At 64.2% G+C, this 19750-nt stretch carries 20 protein-coding genes; 1 reads left to right on the top strand and 19 read right to left on the bottom strand.

Features of this window, described 5'->3' with window-relative positions:
* Positions 1–46: 46 nt before the first annotated feature.
* From pyrF to RE4_RS10370, 10 genes are all read right to left on the bottom strand, one after another.
* Positions 47–868, bottom strand: a complete 822-nt coding sequence (pyrF, locus tag RE4_RS10415) for an orotidine-5'-phosphate decarboxylase (protein WP_021332968.1) — start codon at positions 866–868, stop codon at positions 47–49.
* Complete coding sequence (carB, locus tag RE4_RS10410) at positions 865–4221, bottom strand: carbamoyl-phosphate synthase large subunit (protein ID WP_047888353.1); 3357 nt, start codon at positions 4219–4221, stop codon at positions 865–867. Before carB ends, pyrF begins: the two co-directional genes overlap by 4 nt.
* Positions 4221–5396, bottom strand: coding sequence for a glutamine-hydrolyzing carbamoyl-phosphate synthase small subunit (carA, locus tag RE4_RS10405; RefSeq protein ID WP_060938542.1), 1176 nt, complete (start codon positions 5394–5396; stop codon positions 4221–4223). Before carA ends, carB begins: the two co-directional genes overlap by 1 nt.
* Positions 5393–5959 carry a PH-like domain-containing protein gene (locus RE4_RS10400; protein ID WP_003944773.1) on the bottom strand — a complete coding sequence of 189 codons (567 nt, stop codon included), beginning with the start codon at positions 5957–5959 and terminating at the stop codon, positions 5393–5395. Before RE4_RS10400 ends, carA begins: the two co-directional genes overlap by 4 nt.
* 6 nt (positions 5960–5965) lie before the next feature.
* A complete protein-coding gene (locus RE4_RS10395; protein ID WP_007728012.1) occupies positions 5966–7303 on the bottom strand; it encodes a dihydroorotase in 1338 nt (445 codons plus the stop codon).
* Positions 7300–8244, bottom strand: coding sequence for an aspartate carbamoyltransferase catalytic subunit (locus RE4_RS10390; protein WP_046378533.1), 945 nt, complete (start codon positions 8242–8244; stop codon positions 7300–7302). The genes RE4_RS10395 and RE4_RS10390 overlap by 4 nt, the downstream gene beginning before the upstream one ends.
* Positions 8241–8882 (bottom strand): bifunctional pyr operon transcriptional regulator/uracil phosphoribosyltransferase PyrR, encoded by a 642-nt coding sequence (gene pyrR / locus RE4_RS10385; RefSeq protein ID WP_020907698.1) that lies wholly within the window; start codon positions 8880–8882, stop codon positions 8241–8243. Before pyrR ends, RE4_RS10390 begins: the two co-directional genes overlap by 4 nt.
* Before the next feature lie 173 nt (positions 8883–9055).
* On the bottom strand, positions 9056–9553 hold the full coding sequence (nusB, locus tag RE4_RS10380) for a transcription antitermination factor NusB (protein WP_007728014.1): 498 nt from the start codon (positions 9551–9553) through the stop codon (positions 9056–9058).
* A complete protein-coding gene (efp, locus tag RE4_RS10375; protein ID WP_003944958.1) occupies positions 9554–10117 on the bottom strand; it encodes an elongation factor P in 564 nt (187 codons plus the stop codon).
* A 34-nt stretch (positions 10118–10151) separates the two neighbouring features.
* Positions 10152–11246, bottom strand: coding sequence for a M24 family metallopeptidase (locus RE4_RS10370; protein WP_020969579.1), 1095 nt, complete (start codon positions 11244–11246; stop codon positions 10152–10154).
* 111 nt (positions 11247–11357) lie between these two features.
* Between RE4_RS10370 and RE4_RS10365 the strand changes: the two genes are divergently transcribed.
* Positions 11358–11966, top strand: coding sequence for a B-4DMT family transporter (locus tag RE4_RS10365; RefSeq protein ID WP_019748369.1), 609 nt, complete (start codon positions 11358–11360; stop codon positions 11964–11966).
* Positions 11967–12053: 87 nt separating this feature from the next.
* On the opposite strand, the gene aroQ is transcribed toward RE4_RS10365, so the two are convergent.
* The 9 genes from aroQ to ruvX all read right to left on the bottom strand — a co-directional run bounded on the left by aroQ (position 12054) and on the right by ruvX (position 19748).
* Complete coding sequence (gene aroQ / locus RE4_RS10360) at positions 12054–12482, bottom strand: type II 3-dehydroquinate dehydratase (RefSeq protein ID WP_020969578.1); 429 nt, start codon at positions 12480–12482, stop codon at positions 12054–12056.
* Positions 12479–13588, bottom strand: a complete 1110-nt coding sequence (aroB, locus tag RE4_RS10355) for a 3-dehydroquinate synthase (protein WP_020907694.1) — start codon at positions 13586–13588, stop codon at positions 12479–12481. The genes aroQ and aroB overlap by 4 nt, the downstream gene beginning before the upstream one ends.
* A 25-nt stretch (positions 13589–13613) precedes the next feature.
* Positions 13614–14123 carry a shikimate kinase gene (locus RE4_RS10350; protein WP_020907693.1) on the bottom strand — a complete coding sequence of 170 codons (510 nt, stop codon included), beginning with the start codon at positions 14121–14123 and terminating at the stop codon, positions 13614–13616.
* A gap of 13 nt (positions 14124–14136) precedes the next feature.
* Entirely contained in the window at positions 14137–15324 is a 1188-nt protein-coding gene (gene aroC / locus RE4_RS10345; RefSeq protein WP_003944974.1) for a chorismate synthase, read from the bottom strand.
* Positions 15325–15435: 111 nt separating this feature from the next.
* Complete coding sequence (locus RE4_RS10340) at positions 15436–16134, bottom strand: S1 family peptidase (RefSeq protein WP_020907692.1); 699 nt, start codon at positions 16132–16134, stop codon at positions 15436–15438.
* Positions 16135–16359: 225 nt separating this feature from the next.
* A complete protein-coding gene (locus RE4_RS10335) occupies positions 16360–16998 on the bottom strand; it encodes a prepilin peptidase (protein WP_060938541.1) in 639 nt (212 codons plus the stop codon).
* A gap of 80 nt (positions 16999–17078) precedes the next feature.
* A complete protein-coding gene (locus RE4_RS10330; RefSeq protein ID WP_019748363.1) occupies positions 17079–17918 on the bottom strand; it encodes a shikimate dehydrogenase in 840 nt (279 codons plus the stop codon).
* The gene (gene mltG / locus RE4_RS10325) at positions 17908–19218 is read right to left on the bottom strand and encodes an endolytic transglycosylase MltG (RefSeq protein ID WP_019748362.1); all 1311 of its coding nucleotides are present in this window, start codon (positions 19216–19218) and stop codon (positions 17908–17910) included. The genes RE4_RS10330 and mltG overlap by 11 nt, the downstream gene beginning before the upstream one ends.
* Complete coding sequence (gene ruvX, locus RE4_RS10320; RefSeq protein WP_003944838.1) at positions 19215–19748, bottom strand: Holliday junction resolvase RuvX; 534 nt, start codon at positions 19746–19748, stop codon at positions 19215–19217. The genes mltG and ruvX overlap by 4 nt, the downstream gene beginning before the upstream one ends.
* Positions 19749–19750 lie beyond the last annotated feature (2 nt).

Raw genomic sequence — 19750 nt, 5'->3', positions numbered from 1 at the left:
ACCACCGGGTTCCACCGCTCGAACGAGCCTCGAGGTCACTCACGGATCAGTGCGCCAATGCGGCTTCGATCTCGTCTCGGTCACGCATTGCTGCCTCCCGAAGTGCCGATACCGAAGGACCATGCTTGAGCACCCCACGGGAAGTGTTCGGGAGCAGGAGCTCGGTCGATCCCGCGAAGATGTCTGCGAGATCCGCTGCCGTCGCACCCTGCGCGCCGAGCCCCGGAGCGAGAATCGGGCCGTTGAACTGCGACAGGTCCAGACCGTGGTCCCGAGTTGCACCGACCACCAGTCCGACGGTGTCGCGTCCGTCGGCGTTCGCGTCGACCGCAGCGTTGACGATCGACTGAGCCACGCTCACACCGTCAGCCGACGACTGTTGAAGTACGCCGCCTTCCGGATTGGAGGTTCGTGCCAGCACGAAGATCCCGCGTGCGTTCTGCCTTGCCAGTTCGAGTGTCGGAGCCAACGCCCCGAATCCCAGGTACGGCGAAACGGTGACCGAGTCGGAGGCCAACGGCGAATCACCCAACCAGGCTTGCGCGTACGCGTCCATCGTCGAACCGATGTCACCGCGCTTGGCGTCCGCGACGACAAGCGTTCCAGCATCGCGAAGAACCGAGATGGTCCGCTCCAACACGGCGAAGCCGGCGCTGCCGTACGCCTCGAAGAACGCAACCTGAGGTTTGACGAGTCCAACCTCACCGGTGAAGGCCTCGACGCAGATCTCGGCGAAAGTCTCCAGACCTTCGGCGGTACGTGGCAGTCCCCACGCGTCGAGAAGCGCGGGATGCGGGTCGATACCGACGCACAGCCGCCCCCGGTCCGCGATCGCGGACCGGAGACGATGCCCCCAACTGTGACTCACGACTGCTGTGCCGGCTGACGAAGACCTGCGTGCAGTTCCTGCAGGGAGTGAACTCCGATGTCGCCGCGGATCGCCGCTTCGATGCCCTGCACGGCGGCCGAGGCGCCCTGGACCGTCGTGATGCACGGGATGTTCGACGCGACTGCTGCGCTTCGGATCTCGTAGCCGTCGACACGCGGACCGTTGTTGCCGTACGGGGTGTTGATGACCATGGCGACCTCGCCGCTGCGGATCTGGTCGACGATGGTCTCGGCACCGGCCGGAACATCCTCACCCGACTGCTTGTACACCTGCTTGCACTCGATACCGTTGCGCCGCAACACATCTGCGGTTCCTTCGGTGGCAAGGATGGTGAATCCGAGATCTGCCAGGCGCTTGACCGGGAAGATCAGCGAACGCTTGTCCTTGTTGGCGACCGAGACGAACACCGCGCCTGTGGTGGGCAACGACCCGTAGGCGGCCGTCTGCGACTTGGCGAAAGCCGTACCGAAGTCGAAGTCGATACCCATGACTTCACCGGTGGACTTCATTTCCGGGCTGAGCAAGGTATCCACGCCGGTACCGTCGGCGCGACGGAAGCGGTTGAACGGCAACACAGCTTCCTTGACCGCGATCGGTGCACCGGCCGGGGTGTTTCCACCGTCGCCGGTCGCCGGCAGGATGCCGCTTGCGCGCAGGTCGGCGATGGATTCGCCGAGCATGACGCGGGCGCATGCCTTGGCCAGCTGGACGGCCGTCGCCTTGGAGACGAACGGAACCGTACGGCTGGCGCGGGGATTTGCTTCCAGCACGTAGAGGATGTCGTCCTTGAGGGCGTACTGGACGTTGAGCAGGCCCTTGACGCCGATGCCCTTTGCGAGAGCCTCGGTGGAGCGGCGGACGTTCTCGAGATCCGCACGGCCCAGAGTGATGGGCGGGAGCGCACACGCCGAGTCACCGGAGTGAATGCCGGCTTCCTCGATGTGCTCCATGACGCCGCCGAGGTACACCTCGGTGCCGTCGCACAGAGCGTCGACGTCGATCTCGACCGCGTCTTCGAGGAAGCGGTCGACCAGGACCGGACGATCGTCGGAGATCTCCGTGGCACGCGAGATGTAGTCGGCGAGTGAAGCCTCGTCGTAGACGATCTCCATGCCGCGTCCACCGAGCACGTACGACGGACGCACCAGCACCGGGTAGCCGATGCCTGCTGCGATCTCGCGGGCGCCGTCGAACGTGGTGGCGGTACCGAACTTCGGTGCAGGCAGACCGGCTTCGGTGAGCACGCGACCGAATTCGCCGCGGTCCTCCGCCAGGTCGATGGCTGCGGGGCTGGTTCCCACGATGGGAACGCCGGCAGCTTCGAGGCGCTTCGCCAATCCGAGCGGGGTCTGGCCGCCGAGCTGGACGATGACGCCGGCAACGGTGCCCGACTGCGCCTCCGCGCGGTAGACCTCGAAGACGTCCTCGAATGTCAGCGGCTCGAAGTACAGGCGATCAGCGGTGTCGTAGTCCGTGGAGACGGTCTCGGGGTTGCAGTTGACCATGACGGTCTCGTACCCGGCCTCGGACAGCGTCTGGGCAGCGTGGACACACGAGTAGTCGAACTCGATGCCCTGGCCGATGCGGTTGGGGCCGGATCCGAGGATCAGAACCTTGGGTCGCTCGGTCTGCGGAGCCACTTCGGACTCGGCCTCGGGATCAAGCTCGTAGGTCGAGTAGTGGTACGGCGTCTTGGCCTCGAACTCTGCGGCGCAGGTGTCGACGGTCTTGTAGACGGGGCGCACGCCAAGCTGATCACGCAGAGCGCGAACGGCGTCCTCACCTGCGTGCGTGTCACCACCGAGTTCGGGGCGCAGAGCCGCGATCTGGCGGTCCGAGATGCCGTGGTACTTGGCCTGACGCAGGGCAGCCTCGTCGAAAGACTCTGCAGCGCGAAGCTTTTCACCGAGCTCGTGAATCTGCTGGAACTGGTCGAGGAACCACGGATCGATCTTGGTGGCGTCGAAGAGCTGCTCGACAGTTGCGCCGAGGGCGAATGCCTTCTCGATGCCGTACATGCGGCCGTCCTGCGGAACGCTCAGATCGGCGAGCAGGGCGTCCAGGCTCTCCGTCTCGATGTCGGCGCCGGTCCAGTAACCCGCACGCTTGGTCTCGAGTGAACGCATGACCTTGCCGAAAGCCTCGGTGAAGTTGCGGCCGATGCTCATGGCCTCGCCTACCGACTTCATCGTGGTGGTCAGGGTTCCGTCGGCACCGGGGAACTTCTCGAAAGCGAACCGCGGAGCCTTGACGACGACGTAGTCGAGTGTCGGCTCGAAGCAAGCCGGGGTTTCCTTGGTGATGTCGTTGACGATCTCGTCGAGCGTGTAGCCGATGGCAAGCTTGGCGGCCATCTTGGCGATCGGGTAACCGGTCGCCTTCGACGCCAGCGCCGACGAGCGGGAAACGCGCGGGTTCATCTCGATGACAACCAGGCGGCCGTCGGCCGGGTCCATCGCGAACTGGATGTTGCAGCCGCCGGTGTCGACGCCCACCTCACGCAGAATGTCGATGGAGAGGTCGCGCATCGCCTGGTACTCGCGGTCGGTCAGCGTCATCGCCGGAGCGACGGTGACCGAGTCTCCGGTGTGGACACCGACCGGGTCGACGTTCTCGATGGAGCAGACGATCACGACGTTGTCGCGACTGTCGCGCATCAGCTCGAGTTCGTATTCCTTCCAGCCGAGGATGGATTCCTCGATCAGGACGTTCGCCGTCGGCGACGCGGCCAGACCGCCACCGGCGATGCGGTTGAGATCGTCGACGTCGTACGCCATGCCGGAACCGAGGCCGCCCATGGTGAAGGACGGACGCACGACAACCGGGTAACCGAGTTCGGCGACCGTGGCGTGTACTTCGTCCATCGTGTAGCAAACTGCGGACTTCGCGGATTCGCCACCGACCTTGGCGACGATGTCCTTGAACTTCTGGCGATCCTCGCCGCGCTGGATGGCGTCGAAGTCGGCGCCGATCAGCTCGACGTCGTACTTCTCGAGGATGCCCTGCTCGTGCAGCGCCACTGCGGCGTTGAGAGCGGTCTGACCGCCGAGCGTCGCGAGGACGGCGTCGATCTTGTTGCCCTGCAACGCTTCCTTGGCGATGACCTTCTCGAGGAACTCGGCCGTGATCGGCTCGACGTACGTGGCGTCGGCGAACTCGGGGTCCGTCATGATGGTGGCCGGGTTGGAGTTGACCAGGCTGACGCGTAGGCCCTCCTCCTGGAGGACGCGGCAAGCCTGGGTGCCCGAGTAGTCGAACTCGCAGGCCTGACCGATGACGATCGGACCGGAGCCGATTACCAGGATGTGCTTGAGATCTGTACGGCGTGGCATTAGTTCTTGACTCCGGTTTCTTTCCGTGCGGAGAGCAGGCTGGTGAAGCGGTCGAAGAGGTACGCAGCGTCGTGCGGGCCGGCTGCCGCCTCCGGGTGGTACTGCACCGAGAAGGCCGAATCGTCGAGCAGGCGAACACCTTCGACGGCTCCGTCGTTGGCGCAGGTGTGGCTGACCACCGCGCGACCGAACGGGGTGTCGAATTCCTGGCCGGCTTCGCCTTCGAGCGCGAAGCCGTGGTTCTGCGCGGTGATCGCGATGCGACCGGTCTGATGCTCGATCACCGGGATGTTGATGCCGCGGTGGCCGAACTTCATCTTGTACGTGCTCAGGCCCAGGGCGCGGCCCAGGATCTGGTTGCCGAAGCAGATACCGAACAGCGGCAAGCCCTGTCCGATGACCTCTTTTGTCAGGTGCACTGCGCCGTCGGCGGTGGCCGGGTCACCGGGACCGTTGGAGAGGAACACTCCGTCGGCCTTGAGGTCGAGGATCTGTTCGAGACTCGCATTGGACGGCAACACGTGGACGCGGATACCGCGCTCGGCGAACATGCGCGGGGTGTTTGTCTTGATACCGAGATCGATCGCGGCAACCGTGTACAGCGCCTCCCCGCCCTTCGGCTCGACGACGTAGCCGCTGGTGGTGCTGACTTCACCGGCAAGATCGGCGCCGAGCATGGTCGGCTGATCCTGAACCCGTCGGACCAGTTCGTCATCGGCGGCGATGGCTTCACCGGAGAAGACGCCTGCCTTCATCGAACCGCGAGTACGCAGGTGGCGAACCAGGGCACGAGTGTCGATCCCGGCGATTCCGACGATGCCCTGCTCTTCGAGCTTGGCCTGCAGCGAACCGGTTGCACGCCAGCTCGAGGTGACGCGCGAGGGGTCACGAACGACGTACCCGGCAACCCAGATCTTGGCGCCGGCACGCTCGCCGGTCGGTCCGACTGACTCGTCGTCTTCGTCGTTCCAGCCGGTGTTGCCGATCTGCGGCGCGGTGGAGACCACGATCTGGCGGTGGTAGCTGGGATCGGTGAGCGTTTCCTGGTAGCCGGTCATGCCGGTGCTGAACACCGCTTCGCCCAGGGTCTGTCCAACCGCACCGAAGGTGGTTCCGCGGAACACCCGTCCGTCTTCGAGGACCAGTACTGCGGGGCTGTTGCCAAAGCCGCTCATGCGTTCTTTCCGTTCTGCTCGATGTCGCCAGAGCTTGCGTCTTCGTTGTCATTCGTCTTGTTCGAGGCAGTCTTGTTCGAAGCAGTTACCGGCTTGACCCAGTCCGGATAAACCGTCTTGTCGTCACCGCGCACGCCCGTGTCGATCTCGGTTCCGCTCGGCAATTCCCAGCGAATCACCAGGACGCCGTCCTTGCTCATGACCTTGCCGGCAAGACCGTTCTCCGTGCGGATCGCGCGGATCGACTTCTCCGGAATCCAGATGGCCGACGCACCGTCACGCTCGACCAGAATTCCGCCGCTGTAGCGGCTGATCTCGCAGGTGGCGCGGAAACCGAGGTCGCCGACGGCGATGCGGTCCTGCCAACTGGGTGCGATGGTGCTACCGACGTACAGGCCGGTGGTCGGCAGGACGAGCAGTTCACCCAGGGTTGCCGGTACCGTCGGCAGTTCGCCGATCTTGTCTTTCTGGCGTCGAGCGCGTCCACGCCAACCGACGTACATCAGGCCGATCATCGCGACCCAGAAGATCGCCAGACCGATGATCCACAGTGCTCTGTCCATGACGCGCTACTCCTCGCTACTCCGCAGCCGCACATTCCCGTCGTGTGCGGTGATGCGGCCACGTAACAGTGTGGTCGTGACCCGTGCGGGCAATGTCATCGACTCGTACGGAGTGTTATGCGCGACACTCGCCAGGTCTGGGCCGTGGACCGTCCACTCGGCCGACGGATCGACCAATGTCAGGTTGGCGGGCTCCCCCACCTCGATGGGACGGCCTTGATCGTCGAGTCCGACGATCGCCGCCGGGCGCTCGCTCATGACCCGCGCAACACCACGCCAGTCCAACAGGCCGGGCTGGACCATCGTCTGCACGATGATCGAGAGCGCGGTCTCGAGGCCGAGCATTCCGGGGCGGGCGGCCGCGAATTCGCAGCACTTGTCCTGCTCGGCGTGCGGAGCGTGATCGGTGGCCACGCAGTCGATGATGCCCTCGGCCAGACCCTTGCGCAGGGCAGCAACATCGCTGGCCTCACGAAGTGGCGGGTTGACCTTGTTGATGGCGTCGTACGTCTCGAGACGTGAATCATCGAGGAGCAGGTGATGCGGGGTGACCTCGGCGGTGATCGAAATCCCTTGGCTGCGAGCCCACTTCACGAGTTCGACGGTTCCGGCGGTGGATGCGTGGCAGATGTGAACGCGGGCGCCGGCGTCACGCGCGAGCAGTGCGTCACGGGCCACGATCGATTCTTCGGCTGCTCGCGGCCAACCGGCCAGTCCGAGACGCGCGGCCGTGGGACCCTCGTGGGCGACCGCACCGACCGTCAAACGCGGTTCTTCCGCGTGCTGCGCGATCAGGACGCCCAACGAGCTGGAGTATTCGAGCGCGCGACGCATGATCAGTGGGTCGTAGACGCAGTGACCGTCGTCGGAGAACATCTTGACCTTGCCGACGCCTGCGGCCATGGTCGCCATCTCGGCGAGCTGCTTGCCCTCCAGGCCTGCGGTGACTGCGCCGACGGGGTGGACGTCGACGAGGCCGACTTCCTGTCCGCGTCGCCAGACGTGATCGGTGATGACCACCGAATCGGCGACGGGGCTCGTGTTCGCCATCGCGAAGACCGCGGTGTATCCACCCAGAGCGGCCGCGGAGCTTCCGGTTTCGATGGTCTCGGTGTCTTCGCGACCAGGCTCACGTAGATGGGTGTGCAGGTCCACGAAGCCGGGAAGCAGGATCTGCCCGCCGGCATCGATCACCTCGGATGCCGTGGCCGGATCGAGATCCACGCCGATCTCGAGGATCGTGCCGTCGCCGACGAGTACGTCGGTGGGCTCACCTTCTCCGTAGATCAGGACTCCGCGGAGCAGGACACTCACGGGTGATTCTCCGTTCTCGTTTCTGGTCACAGCGCACCGTCCTCCGACCCGACCAGCAGTCGGAACAAGACAGCCATGCGCATGTGTACGCCGTTGGTAACCTGTTGCAGTACAGCAGTTTTCGAGGAATCAGCGACGGCGGATGCGATCTCCATGCCGCGCAACATCGGACCGGGGTGCAAGACCACCGCGTGATCGGCCAGCATCGCCAGTCGCTTCTCGGACAGGCCGTAGTTGATCGAGTACTCGCGCTGCGAAGGGAAGAAGCCGCCGTTCATGCGTTCGGCCTGAACCCGCAGCATCAGCACCGCGTCGAGTCCGGGCAGTTCGGCGTCGAGCGAATGCGAGACCGTGACCGGCCACGTGTGCGCACCGATCGGCAGCAGTGTCGGAGGCGCCACCAAGACGACCTCCGCGCCGAGCATCGAGAGCAGCAGCGCGTTGGAGCGGGCCACACGGCTGTGCAGAATGTCGCCGACGATCGCGATCCGCTTGCCCTCGATGTCGCCGAGACGCTGGCGAAGGGTCAAAGCGTCGAGAAGCGCCTGAGTGGGATGCTCATGCGTGCCGTCACCTGCGTTGATGACTGCCGGGCCACCGTCGTCGGCCGCTCCGGTCCACTTGGCGATCTGATGGGCGGCACCCGAAGCCGGATGCCGCACGATGAGGGCGTCGGCACCGGCCGCGCGCAGGGTCATCGCGGTATCGCGCAGGGATTCGCCCTTGGACACCGAGGAACTCGATGCGCTGACGTTGATGACGTCCGCGCTCATCCACTTACCGGCCACCTCGAAGGACACCCGGGTGCGCGTCGAGTTCTCGAAGAACACCGTCATGACCGTGCGTCCGCGCAGCGTCGGGAGTTTGCGTACTTCGCGGCCCAGCAGCGCCTGCTCGAAGCGTTCTGCCTCGTCGAGAAGTTCTACCGCGGACTCACGATCGAGGTCCGCGATGGAAAGAAGGTGCTTCACGCGCTCTTACCTCCGGAGATGACTACCGCTTCCCTGCCGTCGTGTTCCTGGAGGAGAACCTTGACGTCTTCTGACCTCGCGGTCGGGACGTTCTTGCCGACGTAGTCGGCGCGCAGCGGCAGTTCGCGATGACCGCGATCGACCAGCACTGCGAGTTGGACGGCCCGGGGGCGACCGAGATCGCGCAACGCATCGAGGGCGGAGCGCACGGTGCGACCGGAGAAGAGGACATCGTCCACCAGGACGACCAGAGCATTGTCGACGCCACCTTCGGGGACGGACGTGCGCTCGAGCGGGCGATGCGGCTTGGTGCGGAGATCATCACGGTAGAGCGTGATGTCGAGAGATCCGATGGGAAGACGCACACCGGAGAATTCTTCGATCTTGGCGCGCAGTCGCGTGGCGAGGGTGGTTCCGCGCGTCGGGATGCCGATCAGGACCACACGAGGGGCTGTTCCCTCGGGTCCGTCGAGTGCGGTTTTCTCGATGATCTCGTGAGCGATCCGCGCGATGGTCCGGCCCACATCCTGGGCGGACAACAATTCACGGGTCTCACTACTTGCCTCGGCACCAGCGGATGCCTTGGCGCTGCCTGGACCTGCAAGATCGGATGGGCGAGACCCTTCGGGCACGCTCATACAGCGACCTCCTTCTCCGCCTCACTGGACGGATCGTTAAAGGATGTCTGACGGTCCCCACCCTATCAGCCGACAGACCTGATCCCGCCGTGCGAGCAGCGACTCCGACCGGTTGTGTGCAGACACACAACGCGCACGGTGACACTCGCACGGCGGTGGTGGAACAGAACTTGCTACTCGGTACCCGAATCCGATTCCTGCGCGCGCTGCGAGGTCGCAGCTGCAGCCGATCGAACCTGCGGCGCAACGAGAACGACCTGACCGAGGATTCCGTTGACGAATCCCGGAGAGTCGTCCGTCGAGAGCTGCTTCGCGAGTTCGACGGCCTCGTCCACGGCGACAACCGGCGGAACGTCCGTCGCATGGAAGAGCTCCCACACGGCGATACGCAGAATCGCACGGTCGACGGCGGGCAGACGCTCGAGCGTCCAATCCTGCAGATGCGAGGAGATGACCTGATCGATCCGGTCCAGGTTCTCCGCAACGCCGGACACCAACGTGACGGTGTAGGCCGCGACGGGTGCTACCGCGTCGTCCTTGACGGACAGATCGGAACGCTCCGATGCGAGCGCGACCGGATCGAGGTCACGTGCCTCGGCTTCGAAGAGGAAGTCGACGGCACGCTTGCGCGCCTTGTGGCGTGCACCGAGTTTCTTATGTGTGCCGGACACTCAGGAATTCACACGCCCGAGGTAGTTGCCGTCACGGGAATCGACCTTGAGCTTGTCACCGGTGTTGATGAAGAGCGGCACGTTGATCTCGGCACCGGTCTCGAGGGTGGCAGGCTTGGTGCCGCCGGTGGAGCGGTCGCCCTGCAGGCCCGGATCGGTGTGCTTGACGACGAGCTCGACCGTGACCGGAAGCTCGACGAAGAGGGGAACGTCTTCGTGGGTCGCGACCTGGACGGCCATGTTCTCGAGCAGGAAACGCGACTGGTCGCCGACGGTGGATTCACTGATCGACACCTGGTCGTAGGTGTCGCCGTCCATGAAGATGTAGTCGCTGCCGTCGTGGTACAGGTAGGTCATGTCACGACGGTCGACCGTGGCGGTCTCGACCTTCACACCGGCGTTGAACGTCTTGTCCACTACCTTGCCCGAGAGCACGTTCTTGAGCTTGGTGCGCACGAAGGCAGGGCCCTTGCCGGGCTTGACATGCTGGAACTCGATGATCGTCCACAGCTGGCCTTCGATCTGCAGAACCAGACCATTCTTGAAATCACTGGTGGAAGCCACTTGCTTCGCGTCTCCTAGGGGTCGGGAAACCGTCTCAGACGACGGTAAGGTCTTTTGCGGTCAGTGTGAGCAGCTCTGGCCCCTGCTCACGAACAACGAGCGTGTCCTCGATCCGTACACCTCCGCGCCCGGAGAAGTACACGCCCGGCTCGACGGTCACCGCCGCGCCGGAAAGAAGTGTACCGGTGCCGAGCTTGCCGATTCCCGGTGCTTCGTGGATTTCGAGGCCGACACCGTGGCCGAGGCCGTGCAGGAACAACTCGCCGTAGCCTGCATCGTCGATCACCGAACGGGCGGCGGCGTCCACGGCCGCACATTCGACACCCGGAGCGAGGGCATCGCAACCGGCAGCTTGTGACCGCGCGACGAGTTCGTAAATCTCCCGTTGCCAATCGGAAACGGACTCGAGCACGTACGTCCGGGTCATGTCCGAGTGGTACCCACCGACCTGTGCGCCGAAGTCGAGTTTCACGAAGTCGCCCGACGCCAGGATCGCGTCGGTCGGTCGGTGATGCGGAATCGCCGAGTTGACGCCTGCCGCCACGATCGTCTCGAAGGAAATACCGTCTGCGCCGTTGTCGAGCATCAGGTTTTCCAGTTCACGACCGACCTCTCGTTCGGTTCGGCCAGGTCGCAGACCGCCGCGAGCGATCAACTGCGCCAACGCGACATCGGCTGAAGTGCATGCGGCGCGCAACAACTCCACCTCGTGCTCGTCCTTGACCATGCGCAACTGTTCGACGAGTCCACTCACCGGTTCGAACCGGATCTTCGGTGCTGCCTCGGTCCATGCGCGATGTTCGGCGAACGTCGCGACGTGTGACTCGAACGCGAGAACGGGCATCGTCGACTTCTCGATCAAGTGCGCAGCACTCGAACGGGCGATTTCAGCGCGCAGGTCCGGAACCTGCTCCGCCACCTGCGTCACGTAACGACCGTCGGTGCAGATCACCGTCGCGCGTTCGTCGGACTCCGAATCGGACGCACTGACGACGAGCGCAGCATTGGAACCGGTGAAACCGGTGAGGTACCTGATATTGAGGAGATCTGTGACGAGAATCGCGTCGAGTTCGCGCTCCGAGAGGAGGCGTCTGAGGGATTCACGGCGTGTTCTGAAGTCGACCGGCATCCCTCGAACCTACCGCCCTCGCAGACCTGCCGATCAACTCGAAACTCACGGTTACAGCAATAAGTGTGGGTTAGGCCACAAGGTGTAATGGGTTCTAGTTAGGCTGTACCCATGAATGCGTGGTTGGTACGTGGCCTCGGCATGGCCCTGATACATGTTGTGTTTCGTGCGTTGCTCGGTGCAGCAATCGCACAGTGGCCACTTCAGGGGTCCACCCTGCGCTGGCTGTCCCTGTTGATCGTCATCGTCTTCGCCGCGATCTGGGGTGGTATCGACGGCATTCGCGACCGCCGAAACTTCCCCGAACCCGAGGACGGCGCCGATCTGACCATGCTGTGGCTCAAAGCTGCTTTGGTCGGCGGATTCGTCGCCGGCGCTGCCAGCTGGGCACTCAGCCTGGTCCCCTCCCTCGAACTCACTCAGCAGGGCTTGTTCTTCGAGGTGACCTCCGGTGCGGCGTTCACGATCCTTCTCATCTTCGTCCCTGCCATGATCGCCATCACCGTCGGACGTTTCTTCGTCAGTCGTGAGCAGCGCAAGAATGGAACCGCTCCGCAGACCCCGTCCCACGAGCGTCACCACGAACCGGTGCCCGTCAGCGAGGGCTACGACTCGCCCACCGAGCAGCACGCATACAGCGGAGCCGCCATGTCCGTCGAGGAATCCGACGCCGATACCGCGGTCTTCCCAGCGATCGATCTGGGCAAGCGCGAGCAGTAACGCCCGCCGTCTACACAATCGAATGCGGCCCCGAGGAAATTTTCCTCGGGGCCGCATTCGTGTGGTCGGCTTTTCGACTTCCCTCGTTCAGCCTCGCTCGGCGAGGAACCTGATCGCCAGCGGATACGCGGCGACGCCGAGTCCGACGATCACGCCGGTCGCAATCGGACTCAGGTAGGAATGGTGCCGAAACTCTTCTCGCGCATGAACGTTCGAGATGTGCACCTCGACGAGACCTGCGGTCAGTTCGGCGCATGCATCTCGCAGGACCACCGACGTGTGCGTCAAGCCACCGGCATTGAGGATCACCGGTTCCCCCGCGTCCGCCGCGTCGTGGATCCAACCGAGCAGATCGCCTTCGTGATCGCTCTGACGGACGATCACCTCGACGCCGAGGTCCTCACCTGCCGCGACGCACAATTCGATCAGATCGTCGTGTGTGGTCGCGCCGTAGACCTCGGGCTGACGCTTACCCAGACGCCCCAGATTGGGTCCGTTGACGACGTTGATCCTCACAGCAGGACCGTTCCGCCGGCCGGCCTGGGATCACGGGCGATCGCGGAGTACGCCGCGACCAGCAGGCTCGGATCCGGCCCTTCGAGGCGGCCCGGCTTGGCGAGGCCGTCGAGGACCACGAAACGGAGTAACCCGGCACGGTTCTTCTTGTCGGTCTGCATTCCCTTCATCAGATCGCCGAACGCATCACCGTCGTACGACGTCGGCAGCCCGACGAGATCGAGGATCGACTTGTGACGATCGGCGGTGGCGTCGTCGAGTCGGCCCGCGAGCCGTCCGAGTTCGGCAGCGAAGACCAGGCCGACGGAGACAGCGGCACCGTGGCGCCACTTGTAGCGCTCACGACGTTCGATCGCGTGGCCGAGGGTGTGGCCGTAGTTGAGGATTTCGCGCAGATCCGACTCGCGCAGATCCGCGGCCACGACCTTGGCCTTGACCTCGACGGAGCGCCGAATCAGCTCGGGCAGAACAGTTCCCGACGGATCGAGAGCAGCCTTGGGATCGGCTTCGATGAGGTCCAGGATCACCGGGTCGGCGATGAATCCGGTCTTGATGACCTCGGCCATGCCTGCAACGATCTCGTTGTGCGGCACAGTCTCGAGCGTCGCGAGATCGATGAACACCGCTCCCGGCTCGTGGAACGAACCGACGAGGTTCTTGCCCGCTTCGGTGTTGATACCGGTCTTGCCGCCCACTGCTGCGTCGACCATCGCGAGCAAAGTGGTGGGGACGTGAACAACCTTGACACCACGCATCCACGTAGCAGCGACGAAGCCGGTGAGGTCGGTCGCCGCTCCCCCGCCCAAGCTCATGATCGCGTCGCTGCGAGTCAGGCCGATCCGGCCGAGCACGTCCCAGCAGAAGCCCGCGACGGCAAGATCCTTACCGTCCTCGGCGTCGGGGATTTCGATGCGGTGAGCGTCGATTCCCTTCTCTGCCAACGCAGCCCGTACAGCCTCCGCGGTCTCTGCCAGCGGCGGCTGATGGAAGATCGCGACAGTGCGCGCGCCGTCGAACTCGGCAACAAGGTCACCGAGCAGGCCGCGGCCGATCACGACCGGGTAGGGACTTGCGGTCTTCACCTCTACACGTACGGGTTCGGTCACTGCTCCACTACTCCGCTCCGGTTGTTCATTTGTCTTGAAGTTTCGACACCAATTGCCCGACGACACGCGCCGGGCTTCGGCCGTCCGTCCGAATCCGAATCGTGGCCGAACGCCGGTACAGCGGACGACGACGCCTCATCAGCTCCTGGTACTTGACCTTGGGATCTCCGCCGGCCAGCAGCGGACGATGATTGTTCGCCCCCGTGCGGCGAAGCCCTTCGGCGACACTGATCTCCAGGTAGATGACCGTGTGACCCTGGAGCAGTTCGCGCGTGCGATCGGACAGGATCGCACCACCGCCGAGCGAGACGATTCCGTCGGTGGCCTGCAACGCGTCGCGAACCACCGATTCCTCGATCTCACGAAACCGAGGCTCTCCGTCATGGGTGAAGATCTCCGGGATCGTTCTACCCGTGGTCCGTTCGATCTCGGCGTCGGTATCGACCAATTCGAGTTCGAGTGCCTGCGCGAGACGTCGACCGATGGTCGATTTGCCGGCACCGGGCGGACCGATGAGTACAGCCTTCGGCTTCATCGATACATGAGTCCTATCGAGGCGGTCGGGCTGCGATGCCCTCGGCGTAACGACGGTAGTTGGCAGTGGTTTCAGCAATGGAATCACCACCGAACTTTTCGAGTGCGGCCTGAGCCACGACAAGCGCAACCATCGATTCGGCGACGACGCCGGCGGCCGGAACCGCGCACACATCGCTGCGCTGGTGGATGGCAACCGCTTCCTCGCCGCTCTCCATGTCGACCGTCGCCAGAGCGCGCGGAACCGTCGAGATCGGCTTCATCGCGGCGCGAACTCGAAGGGCCTCACCATTGGTCATGCCACCTTCGATACCGCCTGCGCGGTTGGTGGAGCGCACGATGCCGTCGGGGCCCGGGCGGATTTCGTCGTGAGCTTCGCTGCCACGACGGCGCGCGGTCTCGAAGCCGTCACCGACCTCGACGCCCTTGATGGCCTGAATTCCCATGAGGGCAGCGGCAAGTCGTGAATCGAGACGCTCGGCGCCACTGACGAAGGTGCCGAGTCCGACCGGCAGGCCGTGGATGACGACCTCGACGACGCCACCGAGGGTGTCGCCGTCCTTCTTGGCCGATTCGATTTCGGCGATCATCGACTCTTCTGCAGCCTTGTCGAATGCGCGGACCGGGCTCGCGTCGATCGCGTCCAGGTCCTTGCCCTCCGGCACGGGCCCGACGTAAGGCTCGGAAGCACCGATGGAAATAACGTGTGAAACGACCTCGGCACCGAATACCTGACGCAGGAACGACCGTGCGACTGTTCCGGCGGCTACACGGGCTGCGGTCTCGCGAGCGCTGGCGCGCTCGAGGACGGGACGCGCGTCGTTGAAGCCGTACTTGAGCATGCCGCTGTAATCGGCGTGACCGGGACGCGGGCGCGTCAGCGGGGCATTGCGAGCCTGATCGGCGAGCAGGTCCGGGTCGACCGGGTCGGCGGACATGATGGTTTCCCACTTGGGCCACTCGGTGTTGCCGATTTCGATGGCCACGGGGCCACCGAGCGTAAATCCGTGGCGGACACCACCGATGATGGTGACCTTGTCGGCCTCGAACTTCATCCGCGCGCCACGGCCGTAACCGAGTCGACGACGGGCAAGTTCGGACGAGATGGCCTCAGAGGTCACTTCGACCCCCGCGACCATGCCCTCGAGCATCGCGACGAGGGCGGGACCATGGGATTCTCCGGCAGTTATCCAACGCAGCACGCCGACCATCTTTCCACGTCGCAGACCTCAGTTGTCACAGTGGCCCTCCGGGTGAACGCAGATGGCCCACACGCACGATGCGTGTGGGCCATCTCAGAGGTTCCTGCGGGCCTAGAACAGGCGGAATCCTCCACCGTTGGCATTGATGTCAGCCAAACCGATGTTGATGTCTGCCGAGTTGTCGGGAGCATGGAACGGCGGCGGGAGCGGCTCGAAGCAGTACGGTTCGAAGCCGTTGCTGATCAAGCCCACCAGGCGATCGCCGACGACGAGTGGTCCACCGGAGTCTCCGGGAATCGAGCACGTGTGCTCGACAATTTCACCGTAGACGGAGTCGTAGCCCCAGGTGATACCGCACGTGTTGCCGGTCGAACGGCCTTCCTTGCACACGATCGTGCCCGGTGCCGGCGGAGCGCCGATTCCGTTGATCGTCGTGCCGCCGACGGTACGTAGCGGGGCTACCTTCGCGTCGTCGAGATCGATCACCGCGATATCCGAGACCGGACTCGAGTAGGAGAACCGACCGATGGGGCCGGCTTCGGGCAGGTATTCGGCGAACACCCGGTCCCCGACAACTCCGCAGTGTCCGGCGGTGAGTGCCACGAGCGAGCCGGCGTTGTCGTATCCGACCGCGGTCAACGTGCACGCCGCAACTTGCTCCGGATCGGAATGATCCACGTCCGGCAGCAGGATTCCTGAGCCCCCGCCCAGTGCCACCGACGAAGGTGCAGGCGCGGCGCCGGCGACGCCCGCCCCTGCAGCCACAGCCGCCAAACAGGCTGCCGCAGCGACGAAAAGCCTTGTGCGCATAGGTTCCCCCGATAATCGAGTGCGAAACGAGATTCGTTTTGTCCCATTTCCGAAGCCTCAGTCAACGTCAGGGAGTGGACATTCGGCAAGTCCGACTCGCCGCATGCTGGGACTGCGCGCCTGCGATACCCGCCTTTATGAAACCGACGGTTACGTCTTTCCTGCAGATCACGGTCCGTCGTTGAACAGTCAATAACGCAAGGTTTTCCGCGGATGTTGCACTCGTCACGTCAACCAGGCAAACGCCGTCGAACCGCAGGCTGCCAGGCACATCGAGGGACCGTGCGCGATGGGCGAATTGTGGGCTACCGGCCCCGACTGTCGCCGGCCCAGTTTTCGCAGTTCGATCACGACACCCAGGGTTGCGGTGAGCACCGACGCAGACACCAACGACCACAGCCAGGCGTCAGCGCCCACCAATCCGGTCAGAGCGCCCAGCGGAAGAGAGAGCTTCACATCGCCGAGACCCATGGAACCAGGCGACATCACGTGCGCCAGGAGGTGGATTCCGGCGAGCAGTGCCGATCCCACTGCAGCAACCCACACCGTTCCCGACGCCGCCGCGTAGACCATCACGACGACGTAACCCGGCAGCGTGAAACTGTTGGGCAGCCGGCGCACGGCCAGGTCGACAGTCGAGATTGCGACGCACCACCACACCACGGCAAGACCTGAGATCAGTTGCACCACCGAGGTATTCAGTGCGCCGACGGCAACCCAACCTGTGGCGACACCGCACTGGGGCACACAACAGAGAGCCACGACTGGTCGATAACCGTGTCGTCGCAACCAACTGTCGACGATCGCCCGAGCACCGGCACCAGCGACTACCCCAGCGCCTGCCAAGACCACCAACGTCCACATGGTTTCGAGCTTGGTGTCTGGCGTTCACCAGCGGCACTCTACGAATCGCCTTGTGGACTACCTCGACACTGTGAACAGAGCTAAGCGATAGCGGCTGCCATCGCCTCTCGCGGAGCGGGCTTGCCCGTGAACTGCTCTACCTGCCCGAAGGCCTGATTGAGCAACATCTCGAGGCCACCGATCACCGTGCCACCAGCCGCCTCGACAACCGAAGCGAGTGGCGTCGGCCAGGGGTTGTAGATCGCGTCGAGGACAAATCGTGCCCTCCCCAGTTGCTGGGCGAAAGGCGCGGCCGCTTCTGCGGGAACGGTGCTGACCAAGACCGAGGATTCGGCACAGATCCCACCGAGTCGTGCGTCGTCGAAGGTGACCAGATCAATTTCCAACCCGACCGCGCCGCCGCATTCGACGGCCCCGGACGCACGTCCCGGATCACGCGCGACCACGGTGACTGCCCGAACTCCCATGTCGGCCAACGCGACCAATGCCGGCCGCGCGGTGCCGCCCGCGCCGACGACTACCGCCGAAGTGCCGCTGAGATCGCCGACGCCGCCGGCGATCAACGCACCGCTGACTCCGTCGACGTCCGTGCAGTCGGCACGCCAACCGCCCTCGATGCGAACCAAGGTGTTGGCCGAGCCGATGGTCACCGCTCGCGGTGTGCGTTCGGTGGCATAGTCGAGTGCTGCGATCTTGCCCGGCATCGTCACGGAGAGGCCGACCCATTCGGGGCCGAGTGAGTCAACGAGGGCAGGCAACTGCTCGCCGGTGCATTCGATCCGCTCGTAGGTCCAATCGCTCAGACCCAAAGCCTCGTACGCAGCAAGGTGCAGCAACGGCGACTTCGAGTGAGCGATCGGGCTTCCGAGAACTGCCGCCTTACGCGGCGTCGCGAGCGAAGTCGCGGTACTACCGTCCACTGTCGAGAATCCCACTTTGCTGTGCCAGTTCGATGTTGGCCAGATGCTCCTCGTAACTCTTGGTGAAGAGCGTCTGGCCTTCCTTGTTGATCGTGACGAAGTACAACCAGTCACCGGCCGCCGGAGATTCCACGGCCTTCAGCGCGTCGATGCTCGGTGAAGCAATAGGCGTCGCAGGCAGACCGGGCATTGCGTACGTGTTCCAGGGGGTGACGCGCTCACGGTCGGCATCGGTCGTGGCGACCTCGGTGGTGTCGAGTGAGTAGTTGACCGTGGAGTCGAACTGCAAAGGCTGATCGACTGCGAGTCGGTTGACGATCACCCGCGCGACCTTGGCCATGTCGCCAGGCAATGCCTCACGCTCGACCAGCGACGCTGCCACCAACAACTGGTACGGCGACATTCCGACCCCGCTGCCGGCTGTCAGAATCCCGGTGGCCTCGTACTTGGCGGCGCTACCCTCGACCAACGACCGCAGGATCTCGGTGGGCGTCGCAGTGGGATCGAAATCCCAACTGCTGGCGGCGATCAGGCCTTCGAGCTGACGGTCCTTGTCCGGCACGCTCTTGACCGACGACATCGCCCAGTCCGGCACGCCGAGCGAAGCCAGATCGGAAGACGCTCCCGCAGTGTTCAATTCGTCCGTCGAGACGCACTTCTGAGCAGAAACCGGGCCGACACAACTCGCCTCGGAAATGAGGTTGTAGATGCCCTTCTTGAGCGAGCCCGTCTGCGCGTCCGAACTGTCGTGCAGCTGACGCCCTTCGGCGATGACAACACTGCCGACTCGGGAGTCCGGGGCAACCAAACTGTCGAGTGCGCTCGCGGCACTACTCTGCACCGGCACCTGGTAGAAGCCGGGTTGTACCTTCTGGATCTCCGACGGATTGGCGATCGCAGCGTTGTAGAAAGCAGCCGAACTCGCGACGACGTTCTTCGCCTCCAGCGTCGCACCGATCTCCGATGCGGTTTCTCCACTGTTGATCTGGATGACCACGGGTGCGCCGCCCGGGCCGGCGAAGTCCTCCGCGGCCTTGTTGCGATCCATGTACCAGAGGGCACCGTAGGCACCGACACCGAGAACCGCGATCACCAACACCAGGAGAGCGAGAACACCAACCTTCTTACCTCGCTTGGCGCGCTTGTTGCGCGCTTCGCGTTGCTTGCGTGCCTCCGCTCGCGACATGTGTGGCGGATCGATGTTCTGCGGCAACGCACGCATGACCATGGTCTCGTCGTTGTCGAAGTCGAACGAACTGGTGGGCCGGCTTCCGCCGCCCTCATCCCACCGCGCGTTCACAGATCGCCCTCCAGTGCAGCGTCCTTCGACGACTCCCCTGGTTTCACAGCTCTACTCCGCTCGTCCAGCCAGCCTTGCAGGATTTCCACCGCCGCAGCCTGATCGATCATCGGCCGCTGGCCGCGTGCCTTGACTCCACTTTCGCGGAGGTTGCGCGCAGCCGTGACGGTCGTCAGTCGTTCGTCGGACAATCTCACCGGGATCGGTTCGACGGCCCGCTGCAGTCGTTTGGCGAATGCAGTCGCGATACCGGCGGCTTTACCTTGCTCACCGCGCAGCGTCTGTGGCAGTCCGACGATAACCTCAACGGCCTCGTATTCGGACACGATGGCGATAATGCGCCGGATATCCGGCGCGTCGGGCCCACGCTCCTTCGAGCGTGGAACCGTTTCCACCGGTGTCGCGAGGATGCCGTCGGGGTCGCTTGACGCGACGCCGATGCGAACACTGCCGACGTCGATGGCGATGCGCCGCCCGCGACCAGGGTCGTCGATGCCGGGGCGATCGGGACCCTGCTGCGTAGCCACCACCG

Source organism: Rhodococcus erythropolis NBRC 15567 (assembly GCF_001552595.1).
GTDB lineage: Bacteria > Actinomycetota > Actinomycetes > Mycobacteriales > Mycobacteriaceae > Rhodococcus_F > Rhodococcus_F erythropolis.
This window is presented reverse-complemented; position numbering and strand designations above follow the sequence as displayed.